This window comes from Mesorhizobium sp. P3_A9 (assembly GCF_056402975.1).
Genome location: NZ_JBFUGJ010000030.1, coordinates 1 through 12,833, shown reverse-complemented (window position 1 = coordinate 12,833; position 12,833 = coordinate 1). Strand labels below are relative to the sequence as shown.

13 protein-coding genes are annotated in these 12,833 nt (G+C 62.6%); 7 read left to right on the top strand and 6 right to left on the bottom strand.

Annotated elements, in window-relative coordinates:
- Complete coding sequence (gene yidC, locus AC1DX0_RS07700; protein WP_477218857.1) at positions 1-1,812, top strand: membrane protein insertase YidC; 1,812 nt, start codon at positions 1-3, stop codon at positions 1,810-1,812.
- Between the two features lie 196 nt (positions 1,813-2,008).
- Positions 2,009-2,569 carry a fasciclin domain-containing protein gene (locus tag AC1DX0_RS07695; protein ID WP_477218856.1) on the top strand — a complete coding sequence of 187 codons (561 nt, stop codon included), beginning with the start codon at positions 2,009-2,011 and terminating at the stop codon, positions 2,567-2,569.
- A 196-nt stretch (positions 2,570-2,765) separates the two neighbouring features.
- Here the strand turns inward: AC1DX0_RS07695 and AC1DX0_RS07690 are convergent, their stop codons facing one another.
- The 3 genes from AC1DX0_RS07690 to AC1DX0_RS07680 are packed head-to-tail and all read right to left on the bottom strand — an operon-like array spanning position 2,766 to position 6,068.
- Positions 2,766-4,313 carry a DHA2 family efflux MFS transporter permease subunit gene (locus AC1DX0_RS07690; protein WP_477218855.1) on the bottom strand — a complete coding sequence of 516 codons (1,548 nt, stop codon included), beginning with the start codon at positions 4,311-4,313 and terminating at the stop codon, positions 2,766-2,768.
- A complete protein-coding gene (locus tag AC1DX0_RS07685) occupies positions 4,310-5,611 on the bottom strand; it encodes an HlyD family secretion protein (RefSeq protein ID WP_477218854.1) in 1,302 nt (433 codons plus the stop codon). The genes AC1DX0_RS07690 and AC1DX0_RS07685 overlap by 4 nt, the downstream gene beginning before the upstream one ends.
- Complete coding sequence (locus AC1DX0_RS07680) at positions 5,604-6,068, bottom strand: MarR family winged helix-turn-helix transcriptional regulator (protein ID WP_477218853.1); 465 nt, start codon at positions 6,066-6,068, stop codon at positions 5,604-5,606. Before AC1DX0_RS07680 ends, AC1DX0_RS07685 begins: the two co-directional genes overlap by 8 nt.
- 177 nt (positions 6,069-6,245) lie before the next feature.
- On the opposite strand from AC1DX0_RS07680, the gene AC1DX0_RS07675 reads away from it, so the two are divergent.
- The 3 genes from AC1DX0_RS07675 (at position 6,246) to yihA (ending at position 7,976) form a co-directional block, all read left to right on the top strand.
- Positions 6,246-6,560, top strand: a complete 315-nt coding sequence (locus AC1DX0_RS07675; RefSeq protein WP_477354917.1) for a hypothetical protein — start codon at positions 6,246-6,248, stop codon at positions 6,558-6,560.
- A gap of 121 nt (positions 6,561-6,681) precedes the next feature.
- On the top strand, positions 6,682-7,320 hold the full coding sequence (locus AC1DX0_RS07670; RefSeq protein ID WP_477354914.1) for a CatB-related O-acetyltransferase: 639 nt from the start codon (positions 6,682-6,684) through the stop codon (positions 7,318-7,320).
- Entirely contained in the window at positions 7,317-7,976 is a 660-nt protein-coding gene (gene yihA, locus AC1DX0_RS07665) for a ribosome biogenesis GTP-binding protein YihA/YsxC (RefSeq protein WP_032937353.1), read from the top strand. The genes AC1DX0_RS07670 and yihA overlap by 4 nt, the downstream gene beginning before the upstream one ends.
- Positions 7,977-8,097: 121 nt before the next feature.
- On the opposite strand, the gene AC1DX0_RS07660 is transcribed toward yihA, so the two are convergent.
- A complete protein-coding gene (locus AC1DX0_RS07660) occupies positions 8,098-8,838 on the bottom strand; it encodes a TetR/AcrR family transcriptional regulator (protein ID WP_477218851.1) in 741 nt (246 codons plus the stop codon).
- Between the two features lie 127 nt (positions 8,839-8,965).
- Between AC1DX0_RS07660 and AC1DX0_RS07655 the strand changes: the two genes are divergently transcribed.
- Both AC1DX0_RS07655 and AC1DX0_RS07650 read left to right on the top strand, forming a co-directional pair.
- On the top strand, positions 8,966-10,153 hold the full coding sequence (locus AC1DX0_RS07655; RefSeq protein ID WP_477218850.1) for an HlyD family secretion protein: 1,188 nt from the start codon (positions 8,966-8,968) through the stop codon (positions 10,151-10,153).
- A 73-nt stretch (positions 10,154-10,226) separates the two neighbouring features.
- On the top strand, positions 10,227-11,822 hold the full coding sequence (locus tag AC1DX0_RS07650; RefSeq protein ID WP_477354911.1) for a DHA2 family efflux MFS transporter permease subunit: 1,596 nt from the start codon (positions 10,227-10,229) through the stop codon (positions 11,820-11,822).
- Positions 11,823-11,941: 119 nt separating this feature from the next.
- Here AC1DX0_RS07650 and msrB read toward each other — a convergent pair whose 3' ends face one another.
- Complete coding sequence (msrB, locus tag AC1DX0_RS07645) at positions 11,942-12,445, bottom strand: peptide-methionine (R)-S-oxide reductase MsrB (RefSeq protein WP_477354908.1); 504 nt, start codon at positions 12,443-12,445, stop codon at positions 11,942-11,944.
- A 225-nt stretch (positions 12,446-12,670) separates the two neighbouring features.
- A partial coding sequence (locus AC1DX0_RS07640; protein ID WP_477354938.1) for a fasciclin domain-containing protein occupies positions 12,671-12,833 on the bottom strand: 163 nt, incomplete at its 5' end.

Genomic DNA, 12,833 nt, shown 5'->3' with positions numbered 1-12,833 from the left:
ATGGAAAACAACCGGAACTTCTTCATCACCATCGCGCTGTCGGTGCTGATCCTGACTTTGTGGCAGGTTTTCTACATGAACCCGCGCGTCGAGCAGCAGCGCGAGGCCGCCAAGATCGAGCAGCAGCGTGTGGAAGAGCAGAAGAAGGCGGCCGAGGCCGCCAATCCGGGTGCTGGAACACCGGCGCCGGCGCCGGGCACCATTCCCAGCGCGCCCGGCGGCGACACCGTCACCGCGGCCAGCCGCGACCAGGCGCTTGCCGCTTCGAAGCGCGTCAAGATCGACACGCCGAGCCTCGAGGGCTCGATCAACCTGACCGGCGCGCGCCTCGACGACCTCAGGCTCAAGCACTACACCGAGACCGTCGACAAGAATTCGCCCGAGATCGAGCTGCTCAACCCGCAGGCGCTGCCGACCGGCTATTTCGCCGAGATCGGCTTCGTCGGCAACGACAAGACCGGTGCGGTGCCGGGCGCGGAAACGGCTTGGAGTGTCGACGGCAATCCGACGCTGACCCCGTCGACGCCGGTGACGCTCACCTACACCAACGACAAGGGGCTGACCTTCAAGCGCACCTTCTCCGTCGACGCCAACTACATGTTCACGGTGTCGGACACGGTGCAGAATTCCGGCTCGAGCGCGGTTTCGCTGTTCAATTACGGCCGTGTCACCCGCTACGACAAGCCGGCCGTCGCCAGCACCTATGTGCTGCATGAAGGCCTGATCGGTGTGACCGGCACCGAGGGCCTGGCCGAATACAAATACGCCAAGATCGAATCTGAAAAGCAGGTTACGCCGGGCAAGTCGACCGACGGCTGGCTCGGCATCACCGACAAATACTGGGCCGTCACGCTGGTGCCGACCGAAAAGCAGCCTTTCCAGCCGCGCTATGCCTTTTTCGAGGATGGCCGGCACCGCTACCAGTCCGACTTCCTCACCGATGCCATCAATGTCGATGCCGGCCAGTCCGCGACCGTCGAGACCGAGATATTCGCCGGCGCCAAGGAAGTCGCCAAGATCAACGCATATGAGAAGGACCGCAACATTCGCCAGTTCAATCTGGTGATCGACTGGGGCTGGTTCTATTTCATCACCAAGCCGATGTTCTGGCTGATCGACACGCTCTACAAATTCTTCGGCAATTTCGGCCTGGCCATCCTCGCCACCACCGTCATCGTCAAGGCCCTGTTCTTCCCGCTCGCCAACAAGTCCTACGCGTCGATGGCGAACATGAAGAAGGTGCAGCCCAAGATGCTCGAGATCCGCGAGAAATACGCGGACGACAAGATGAAGCAGCAGCAGGCGATGATGGAGCTGTACAAGACCGAGAAGATCAATCCGCTCGCCGGCTGCTGGCCGGTGGCGCTGCAGATCCCGGTCTTCTTCTCCCTCTACAAGGTGCTCTACATCACCATCGAGATGCGTCACGCGCCGTTCTTCGGCTGGATCCAGGATCTGGCGGCACCCGATCCGACCTCGATCTTCAACCTGTTCGGCCTGGTTCCGGTCACGCTGCCGCACATGCTGATGATCGGCGTGTGGCCGCTGATCATGGGTGTCACCATGTTCCTGCAGATGCGCATGAACCCGACGCCGCCAGATCCGACCCAGGCCGCGATCTTCACCTGGATGCCTGTGATCTTCACCTTCATGATGGCGGGTTTCCCGGCCGGCCTCGTCATCTACTGGGCCTGGAACAACTCGCTGTCGATCCTCCAGCAGGGCGTCATCATGAAGCGCCAGGGCGCCAAGATCGAGCTGTGGGACAATCTGGTCGCGCTGTTTCGAAAGAAACCGTCGCCGGCGGAGTAGCCGCCCTTGTTCTGCAAAAAAGCGGAATAGAAACGCTCTTTTCGCGAAAAGCCCGGTTCGTCCGGGCTTTTTCTTTGGGCGGATAGCCGTTCACGTTCCCGTGATCGGCGAAACTGCCAGCCGTCGCGCGGCGTGACTGCGTGTGCATTTCCAAAGGCTATCAATTCCGATCAGCCCTCACCCGGAGGAAGACCACATGCGCTTGCCGTCATTCAGGACCATCGCCCTTTCCGCACTCGTCGCCGGCGTGGCGATTGCCGCGCCCGCTTACGCCAAGAACCCGAATGTCGGCGGCGCGCCGATGTACGCCACCAAGAACATCGTCCAGAACGCCGTCAACTCGAAGGACCACACCACGCTGGTCGCAGCCGTCAAGGCGGCCGGCCTGGTCGACACACTGCAAAGTGCTGGCCCGTTCACCGTTTTTGCCCCGACCAATGAAGCCTTCGCGGCACTGCCGGCCGGCACCGTCGATACGCTGCTCAAGCCCGAGAACAAGGGTCAGCTCACCAAGGTGCTGACCGCGCATGTGGTGGCTGGGAAGATCTCGGGCGCCGAGATGATGAAGAAGGCCAAGGCGATGGGCGGCAAATACGAGATGAAGACCGTCTCGGGCGACACGCTCACCGCCGAGGTCAAGAAGGGCAAGCTCTACATCATGGACGAGTCCGGCGGCGAGGCGAAGGTGACCATCGCCGACGTCAACCAGTCGAACGGCGTCATCCATGTCGTCAACAAGGTGCTGTTGCCGAAGTAACGGCTTCCGGCGAAAGGGGGCAATGGCAGCTCGTTGGGCTTTCTCGGCCTGCCATCCCCGCCTCATGACGAGGTGCCATGTTTCTTGGGAAGCCGTATCGGCGAGGCCGGGGTCCTGTAGTCCCTCACAGGGCCCCGGTTTATTTTTGAGGATACGTGGGGTGGCAGTTCCCGGCGCAATCAGCCGGGCCTTGGCCTCACTCCATCACGGCGCTGTGGTCGACCTTGGCCGGCGTGCCTGGCTTGCGCAGCAGAAGAACCAGCGGGATGGCGGCCAGCGACAGGATCATCATCAGCTTGAAGTCGTTCATATAGCTGATGATCGTTGCCTGCAGCGTCACCACCCCGTCCAGTGCAGCGCGGCCGGCGGCAGTGTAGGGGTTCATCGCTTGCGCGATCGCCGGGTTGCCGAACGCCTGGTTGAAGGGCGTCACATAGGTGGCGATGTTGGCATGGTTGACCTGTACATTTTGCGTCAGCAGCGCACTGACCACCGATATGCCGACGGCGGAGCCGATGTTGCGCGACAGATTGTAAAGCCCGGTGCCTTCGGCGCGCCGCTCCGGTGCCAGCGTGGCGAAGGTGATGGTGGTCAGCGGTACGAACAGGAAGCCTAAGCCCGCGCCCTGGATGAAGCCGGTGCTGATGATCGTCCATTGCGAGACATCAGGCGTCCAGCCGGTCATGTCGTACATCGCCCAGGCGGTGACCAGCAGGCCGGTCAACAGCAGCCAGCGCGTGTCCACCTTGCCGACCAGCCTGCCGACCAGGAACATGCACGCCATCGTGCCGAGGCCGCGCGGGCCCATGACGATGCCGGCCGTCACCACCGGATAGCCCATCAGCGTCTGCAGATAGGGCGTCATCAGCGCCAGCGAGGCGAGATAGGTGATGCCGATGATGAAGATGAAGATCATGCCGACCGCGAAATTCCTGTCGAGGAACAGCCGCGGATTCACGAAGGTGTTTTTGGCGGTGAAGGTGTGGACGATGAAGATATAGAAGGCCGACGCGCAGATCAGTGCCTCGACGATGATCTCGGAGGACGAGAACCAGTTGAGCTGTTCGCCGCGATCGAGAAACATCTGCAGCGCCGCGATGGTGATGCTGAGCATGCCGAAACCCAGCCAGTCCAGCCTTGCCTTGATGTCCAGCTTGGTTTCCAGGACGAACAGGGAGACGCCGGCGAAGGCCAGCGCGCCGATCGGCACGTTGATGTAGAACACCCAGCGCCAGCTGATGTTTTCGGTCAGCCAGCCGCCGATGACCGGCCCGAGCACCGGTCCGACCATGACGGAAATGCCGAACAGCGCCATCGCCGAGCCGCGCTCTTCCACGCTGTAGATATCGAGCAGGATGCTCTGCGACAGCGGCACCAGCGCCGCGCCGAAAAAGCCCTGCAGCAAGCGGAAGCCGACGATCTGCGGCAGCGACTGCGCAAAGCCGCACAGTACCGAGGCGACCACGAAGCCGGTGATTGAGGTCAACAGGATGCGCTTGCGGCCAAAACGGTTGGCGAGATAGCCCGAAGGCGGCGTCATCACCGCCGCCGCGACGATGTAGGAGGTCAGCACCCAGTTGATCTGGTCGGCGCTGGCCGAAACGCTGCCCTGGATGTAAGGCAGCGCCACATTGGCGATGGTCGTGTCCAGCGCCTGCATGATGACCGCCAGGATCACGCAGGCTGTGATGGCGCCGCGATTGGCGACCACCGGTGTGGCACCTGTCGCCGCCGCGCTGCTCATGATTTCTGTCCGAACCGGTTCAGGAGGTTGGTGACGAAGTCCGGCAGGCCGCGCGCATGGCCGGTCTCGACGTCGACCACGACGCTCATTCCGCCGCGCAGCGGCGGCTTGCTCTGAGGATCATCGACCGTCACGCGCATCGGGATGCGTTGCACCACCTTGACCCAGTTACCGGTGGTGTTCTGCGCCGGCAGCAGCGAGAAGCTCGACGACGAGGCCGGGCTGATCGAAGCGACCGTGCCGTGCCACACGGCACCCGGATAGGTGTCGACGCTGATCGTCGCCGTCTGTCCCGGCCGCACATAGGTCAGCTCGGTTTCCTTCGGCTCCGCCTCGATCCACAGATCGGTCGACGACACCAGGCTGAAGGCCGGCTGCGAAGCCGGCAGATACTTGCCAACCTGCAGCGCGTCGACATTGGTGACGACGCCGTCGAACGGCGCCTTGACGATCGAGTCACTGAGGTTGCGCTGCGCATCGTCGACGCCCGACTGGGCCTGCAGATAGAACGGGTTCTTCTCCACCGGCTGGTCGGCATCGCCGCCCAGTTGGGCAAGCATGGCCTGCGCCTGCGCCTTGGCGACGGATACTTTCTGGCGCGCGGCGACGAGGTCGTGTTGGGCGCTGTCGAAAGTTGCCTTGGAGGCAGTCGAGGTCTTGAGCAGGTCTTGCTGCCGCTGGAAGGCGGCCTCGTAATAGGGAATGTCGGCCTGCGCCTGCTCGATCTGCACCAGCGACTGCTGGTAGCTCGCCTGCAGGGTCAGCACCTGGTTGCGCACGGTCCCTAACTGGGCCTGGGCGGCGGCAAGCGCGGTTTCGAAGGAGGCTGGGCGAAGGCGGAAGAGCACGTCGCCCTTCTTCACCGCCTGGTTCTCGCGCACGTCTATTTCCTGCACGGTGCCGGAGACGTCGGTTGACACGCCGAGCGACTGCGCCTGGATGTAGGCATTGTCCGTCGACATCACCTGGCCGCCGGTCACGTAGTAATAGCCGCCAACCACCAATGCGACCGGAAGCAGGGCAAAAAGCACCGGCCGCGTCAGGCTGCGCTTCGGCTTGACCGGGGCGGCCGCAGGAGGAGCAAAGGCGGCAGGCGCCTGCTGTGGCTGCGGCTCCTTGGCCGGAGCCTCGAGTGCCGCGGGTTCCAGCGCGACCGGCGCTTCCAGCTCGTCATTGTCGATGACGACATTGGCGCGCCTTTGTTCGCGTTCGCTGTCGAGCCGGATGATCTGGTCGCCGGTGCGACCCGTTGAAGGGTCGTCTTCGGCAGGCTTCTTGGGGGATGTTGATTCAGCCATGTACTTTCTCCCGGTCGACGGCTGGCTGGGTGCAAGCCGCGAGCAGATTGGATTTGATCAAGCTTAGGGTTTGCAGCAGATGCTGCTGTGTTTCGGACGAAAGGCCGGTGAAGGCCTCGTCTCGTGTCTTCTGGCCGTTGCCGCGCATGATCTCGAGCAGCGGGTGAGCTTGCGGGGTCAGGTAAAGCAGCCAGGCCCTGCGATCGGCGGGGTTGGGCCGGCGCTCGATAAAGCCGCGTGCATCCATCTTGTCCAGCAGCCGCGCAAGCGTGATCGGCATGATCTCGATGAGGTCGGCCAGTTTGTTCTGGTGGATGCCTTCATGCAGGCTGAGATAGGCCAGTACCTGCCATTGGGCGCGGGTCAGCCCCGACGTGCGCGAACGCTGCTCAAACCGCTTTCGAAGCAGGCGCGCGACGTCGTGCAGCACGAAGCTGATATTGGGCGAGGAGGACATGCGAGGTGATCAGGGTCTAGGGACAACTTTTCGTGAGCATGCTTATTATCATCATGCACATAATCCTGCTGGACGGCGCGCGCAAGACGGGCTAAGCCGCCAAAAAGAAGAAATTGCATGGGCCACGACACCGAAGAGGCGCTTGGCGGTGGCAGTTTGCCGGCAAGGATTGTGACGATGAACTGGATCAAGATCGCAGCTGTCGCGGCTCTCCTGGGGTRCCCCGGTATCGCGTTTGCAAACGAAGCGGTCAGCTGCGGTGGCGCCGCCATGCTGGGTGGCGCGCAGTTGAACTGCAGCCACGTCAAACCCGCGGCACCGCCGCAATTCTGCACGTTTAGCTGGGATCTCCACACCACGGCGGGCGATCAGAAAGTCGTCGAAGGCAGCTTCCTGCTGCCGCCCGGATCCTCGAACGTCACCGTCTACCAGGGCAGCGGTTTCGACAGTGCGCTGTCCAATCCGATCGTCATCTGCCGCGGCAACAAATGAGCTTGTCGCTCACGGAAGACTCGCTCATCAGCCGATTGGTGCTATAGGGCGGATCACGTTATTTTGACCAGGCGCCTGCGGTTGCGGATGCGCCTGTCTGCCAATTCCCGGACGAACCGACATGGATGGACCCAACCCCGGCATCAAGCACCCGATCCCGATGCATACGCGCGTCGGCTTCCTGAAGCCGCTGGTGACGGAGCCGAACATCGAGATCGGCGACTTCACCTACTATGACCACCCGGATGGGCCGGACAAATTCGCGCAGAAATGCGTGCTCCACCACTATCCCTTCATCGGCGACAAGCTCATCATCGGCAAGTTCTGCGCCATCGCCGAAGGCGCGCGCTTCATCATGAACGGCGCCAACCACGCCATGTCCGGCTTTTCGACCTATCCGTTCAACATTTTCGGTCATGGCTGGGAAARGGGCTTTGACCCGGCGACATGGTCGAAGGAGGTACGCGGTGACACGGTGGTCGGCAGCGATGTCTGGATTGGCATGGAGGCGGTGATCCTGCCCGGCGTGGAAATCGGCCATGGCGCCATCATCGCCGCCAAATCCGTGGTGACGCACGATGTACCGCCCTATGCGATTGTCGCCGGCAACGCGGCGAAGATGGTGAAGATGCGTTTCGACGACAGGACGATCAGGCGGCTGCTGGCTTTGGCCTGGTGGGACTGGCCGGTGGACAAGATCGGCCGCAACCTCGACGCCATCAGGGGCGCAAACATCTCTCTTCTGGAGGCAGCAGCTTGAACGCTCTGAACAGCACCGTGATCACCACCGACCTGTTTACGCGCGGGTGGATATTCATCCGTGGCGTGCCGGCSATGAARTTCCTGCCGCCGGAAGGGCCGCCGGARATCGCCTTTGCCGGCCGCTCSAATGTCGGCAAGTCGTCSCTGATCAACGCSCTGGTCAACCAGAARGGRCTGGCSCGCACYTCMAACACGCCGGGGCGCACGCAGGARCTCAACTATTTCGTGCCGGATGGATTTTCGGGCGARGGCGCCGACCTGCCGCCGATGGCGCTGGTCGACATGCCGGGCTACGGCTACGCCACCGCGCCCAAGGAGAAGGTCGACGAGTGGACCAAGCTGGTCTTCGACTATCTCAAGGGCCGCGTGACGCTGAAGCGGGTCTATGTGCTGATCGACGCCCGCCACGGCATCAAGGCCAAGGACGACGAGGTGCTGTCGCTGCTCGACAAGGCGGCGGTGTCCTACCAGATCGTGCTGACCAAGACCGACAAGATCAAGGCCGCTGGCGTGCCGCGGCTGATCGAGGAGACGCTGGCCAAGATCAAGAAGCGCCCGGCGGCGTTTCCGTTCGTCCTGGCGACGTCATCGGAAAAGGGCGAGGGGCTGGAGGAATTGCACGCCGCGATCGTGCTGGCCGCCAATGGCGGCTAGAGCAATTCCAGGAAAAGTGTGAAACGGTTTTCCAGAGAAAAGCGCATAGCGCTTCCCTTGGGAATTGCGTCAAAACAAGGAGACAGAGCGGTTCGCCGTTTCCGTGAAACGGTGAAAGACTCTAAGCCTTTGCCTCCAGGGCAATCATTGCGTGGCTTTCTTCCTCGGCAAGCGTTTTGGTGCCGTAGGCCGTCAGGAACATGCCGACGCCCGACCTGACAACGTGGTCTATCTCATCCTGGCTCGGGGCCTTGGTACGGTAGGCGAATATGCACTGCCGGAAGAGGCCGGCCAGGCACAGGTCGGTAAACTGATAGGCGGCCAGATCGACGTCATCGATCCGCAAAAGGCCGCGCTCGATGGCGGCGTTGAAAAATTCCATCGTCTTGTCATGGCCGCGTTTGGGGCCGCGCTCATAAAACCGCGCGCCAAGCTCGGGCATCCTGTCGGTGACACCGATCACTGTGCGCTGCGCCTGGATGACTTTGGCCGACGTGATCTTCAGGGCAAGCACCTTGCCGTACTTCACCAGCGTCTCACGCAGATCGTCAGCGTTGTCCAGCAGGTCATACATGTTCTTGAAGATGGTGCCGCGCTCTTCCTCGATCAGCGCTTCGAACAGCTCTTCCTTGTTGGCGAAGTAGACATAGATCGTGCCTTTGGAGACACCGGCCTCGCGCGTGATGTCATTCATGGAGGCGGCTTCGAAGCCTTTCTCGATGAAGACACGGCGGGCCCCTTCGATGATCTGGCTGCGCTTGGCCGGATCCTGCCCTGCGGCAGGGCGGCCGCGGCGGATGCTGTCAAGCAAATCGCAGGGGTCTCTGGTCAGGGCGTCGGCATTGGGTAAGGTTTCGGCCATAGGGTGACACCTCGAAAATAATTCGAACCAACCGGTTCGATTGCCTCTTGATATGGTCCTCTTTTCACGCTATGTCAACGGCCGGATCGAACCGAACGGTTCAGTATTATTACTTTAGAGAGATGTCATGTCCTCGAACGCGCCCACCACCGCCGAAGTCCGCCCTTTCCCCAACGCCAAGGTTGCTCCGGCGACCGAAGCTCCGGAAATTCCCGTCCAGCCGGTCGCACCGCCGCCTGCGGCTGAAGCTCCGGCCAAGAAGAAGCGCTCGGTGCGTTCCTTCCTGCTGCCGATCATCGGCCTTGCCCTGCTGAGCGGCGGCGCCTGGTACGGCTACGACTACTGGACCACGGGCCGCTTCATGATCTCGACCGACGATGCCTATGTCCAGGCCGACATGGCGTTCGTCTCGCCCAAGATTTCCGGCTATGTCGACCAGGTCAAGGTGAGCGAGAACCAGGTGGTCAAGGCAGGCGACCCGCTGCTGACGATCGACGACGGCGACTACAAGATCGCTGTCGCCCAGGCCGAGGCGCAGATCGCTACATTGAGCAAGACGCTCGATCGCATTGACGCGCAGACCAAGGCCGCGCAGGCTTCCCTGCAGCAGGCCCAGGCACAGAAGGTCGCCGACCAGGCCGCTGCCGACAATGCCGCTCGTGGTCAGCAGCGCGCCGCGCAACTGGTCAAGACACATGTCGGCACGCAGGCTCAGCTGGACGACGCCCAGACCGCGCTCGACCAGGCCAATGCCGCTCTGGTCGGTGCCGATGCCCAGATCGCCGCCGCACAGGCCAATATCGGCGTGTTCGAGGCACAGCGCGCCGAATCGGCAAGCACACTCGCCTCCTTGCAGCTCAACCGCGACAAGGCCGCGCGCGACCTGTCCTTCACCGTGCTCAAGGCGCCCTATGACGGCGTCGTCGGCAACCGCTCGGTCGAGCAGGGCGACCTCGTCAGCCCCGGCCAGAAGCTCGCCGTCGTCGTGCCGATGGACAAGCTCTACATCGTCGCCAACTTCAAGGAGACGCAGCTCGCCAGGCTGGTTCCCGGCGAAAAGGTCAACATCTCCGTCGACGCCATCGACGGCCATCCCATCCAAGGAACCGTCTCGTCGCTGGCGCCGGCTTCAGGAGCGGTCTTCTCGCTGCTGCCGCCGGAAAACGCCACCGGCAACTTCACCAAGGTGGTGCAGCGCGTCCCGGTCCGCATCGACGTCCCGGCCGATGCCCTGAAGACCGGCAAGCTGCGCGCCGGCTTGAGCGTTATCGTCAACGTCGACAGCCGCACAGCGCCTGCCACGACCACCAACTAAGCGCCTTTCGGAGGGCGGCTCGGTGGCTGATTGAGCACCGAGCCGCCCGGCCTGCCTCAAGGAGGCCCATGCAATGGCAACCGCAACAATCACCGCAGGAGCGCCGCCGGCACAGCCGGCGGTTCCTGATACCATCTCGACGCGGCGCGTCATCGCCTTCCTGGCGATGGTGTTCGGCATGTTCATGGCSATCCTSGACATCCAGATCGTCTCGGCCTCGCTGTCCGAGATCCAGGCGGGCTTGAGCGCCAGCTCCGATGAAATTCCGTGGGTGCAGACSGCCTATCTGATCGCCGAGGTGRTCATGATCCCGCTGTCGGGCTTCCTCAGCCGSATGCTGTCGACGCGCGTGCTGTTCACSATYKCSGCSGCWGGCTTCACSGCGGCSAGCGCGCTYGCCGCMACCGCCACCAACATMGACCAGATGATCGTCTACCGCGCCRTSCARGGCTTYATCGGCGGCGGCATGATCCCGAGCGTCTTYGCCGCMGCCTTCACCATCTTCCCRCCKTCGCGCCGCGCCATCGTCTCGCCGATGATCGGCCTGGTGGCGACGCTGGCGCCGACCATCGGCCCGACCGTTGGCGGCTATATCAGCCACGCTTTTTCATGGCACTGGCTGTTCCTGGTCAACGTCGTGCCCGGCATCCTGGTGGCGACCGCCGCCTGGTCGCTGATCGATTTCGACAAACCCAATCTCAAGCTGTTCAACAAGTTCGACTGGTGGGGCCTCGCCGGCATGGCGGCGCTCCTCGGCTGCATGGAATATGTGCTCGAGGAAGGCCCGAACAATGATTGGCTGCAGGACCAGGGGGTGTTCATCTGCGCCATCGTCATGACAATCGGCGCGGTGATCTTCTTCTGGCGTGTCTTCACCGCCGAGGAGCCGATCGTCGACCTGAGAGCCTTCAGCAACATCAACTTCGCCTTCGGCTCGCTGTTTTCCTTCGTCATCGGCATCGGCCTCTACGGCCTGACCTATCTCTATCCGGTCTTCCTCGGCCGCATCCGCGGCTACGATTCGATGATGATCGGCGAGGCGCTGTTCGTCAGCGGCCTGGCGATGTTCATCACCGCACCGATCTCCGGCATCCTGTCGAGCAAGATGGATTTGCGGCTGATGATGATGATCGGCTTCGTCGGCTTCGCCACGGGCACCTGGTGGATGACGCATCTGACCGCCGATTGGGATTTCTATGAGCTGCTGATCCCGCAGATCCTGCGCGGCTGTTCGATGATGTTGTGCATGGTGCCGATCAACAACATCGCGCTTGGCACCTTGCCGCCCGATCGGCTGAAGAATGCGTCCGGCCTGTTCAACCTCACCCGCAACCTCGGCGGTGCCGTCGGCCTTGCCCTCATCAACACCGTGCTGATCGACCGCAATGCCTTCCACTATGCAAGGCTCGCCGAGCATGTGCAGTGGGGCAGTGCTGCCGCACAGTCCAAGCTGCAGAACATGACGCTCAATTTCGAGCAGGTCACGGGTCTCGATGCCACCAGCGCGGCGATCTCCAAGCTGTCGGGCATGGTCCAGCAGCAGGCGGCGCTGCTGTCCTTCATGGATGTGTTCTACATGCTGACGGTGCTGTTCGCGACGCTTGGCCTGTTCACCATGCTGATCAACAAGCCGGCCGCGCCGGGTGGCGGCGGAGGCGGCGGGCACTGACAGAGAAACCAGACGTGGCAGCGGTTTCGGGAAGCTCCTCCAGTCCACGCCCGAAAAGCTCTGACCGCGCAAAAAACTCCGGGCCGCAAAGCCCGGAGTTTTTTGCTTTATAGCTGGGTTCAGGCCGTGGCGGGCTTGAAGGTCAGCGCCASGCCGTTGATGCAATGGCGCAGGCCGGTCGGCGCCGGGCCGTCGTCGAAGACATGACCGAGATGGCCGCCGCAGCGGCGGCAATGCACCTCGGTGCGGGTCATGCCAAGCGACCTGTCCTCGGTCTTGCCGATGCCATTGGCGATCTCCTGCCAGAAGCTCGGCCAGCCGGTGCCGGAATCGAACTTCGTCTCCGAGGGATAGACCGGCAGGTCGCAGCCGGCGCAGGCGAAAATGCCTTTGCGGTGTTCGTTGAGCAGCGGGCTGGTGCCGGGATATTCCGTGYCCYCCTTGCGCAGCACGTCGAAGGCGGCCGGCGACAGGATGGCTTTCCACTCATCATCGGTCTTGGTGATCTCGAATTTTTCGGCGGCCTGTGCGGGCTGCGGGCTGCCCATGCGCAGCATGGTTGCCGCGGCACCGACGACGCCGAGGGCGGCGGCACCGCTCAAAAGAAGATCGCGACGGTTCATGACCAGTTCCTCCTGTTGTTCTCTAGCCAAACTATACCGCCACGCAGAAATCAAAAGCCGGTGACGGTTGCCCTCGAACGAAACTCCGCGCCGGTCCACGATTGACCGTGGGCGGCGCGGAGCACGCGTGTCGTTTGCAGGTCACGGGAGCGAGACGATGCAACCGACTGAAGGCTCTTGCTGCAGGTTCGTCGCGGCAAGCCCTTTGTTACAGTTTCGGGCCGATCACATCTTCGGGAGCAGAACCTTGTCGATGACGTGGATGACGCCGTTGGACTGTTCGACATCGGCGATCGTCACGTTGGCGACGTTGCCGTTCTCGTCGGTGACGGTGACCTTGCCACCCTCGGCCTTCAGCGACAGCTCGCAGCCGCCGACGGTCTTGACC

Excerpts from the sequence above, each read along its gene's own strand:
- AC1DX0_RS07690 (WP_477218855.1), bottom strand. The coding sequence starts at position 4,313 with ATGAGCAGCGCGGCGGCGACAGGTGCCACACCGGTGGTCGCCAATCGC.
- AC1DX0_RS07660 (WP_477218851.1), bottom strand. The coding sequence starts at position 8,838 with ATGGCCGAAACCTTACCCAATGCCGACGCCCTGACCAGAGACCCCTGC.
- yidC (WP_477218857.1), top strand. The coding sequence starts at position 1 with ATGGAAAACAACCGGAACTTCTTCATCACCATCGCGCTGTCGGTGCTG.
- AC1DX0_RS07695 (WP_477218856.1), top strand. The coding sequence starts at position 2,009 with ATGCGCTTGCCGTCATTCAGGACCATCGCCCTTTCCGCACTCGTCGCC.
- AC1DX0_RS07655 (WP_477218850.1), top strand. The coding sequence starts at position 8,966 with ATGTCCTCGAACGCGCCCACCACCGCCGAAGTCCGCCCTTTCCCCAAC.
- AC1DX0_RS07680 (WP_477218853.1), bottom strand. The coding sequence starts at position 6,068 with ATGTCCTCCTCGCCCAATATCAGCTTCGTGCTGCACGACGTCGCGCGC.
- AC1DX0_RS07685 (WP_477218854.1), bottom strand. The coding sequence starts at position 5,611 with ATGGCTGAATCAACATCCCCCAAGAAGCCTGCCGAAGACGACCCTTCA.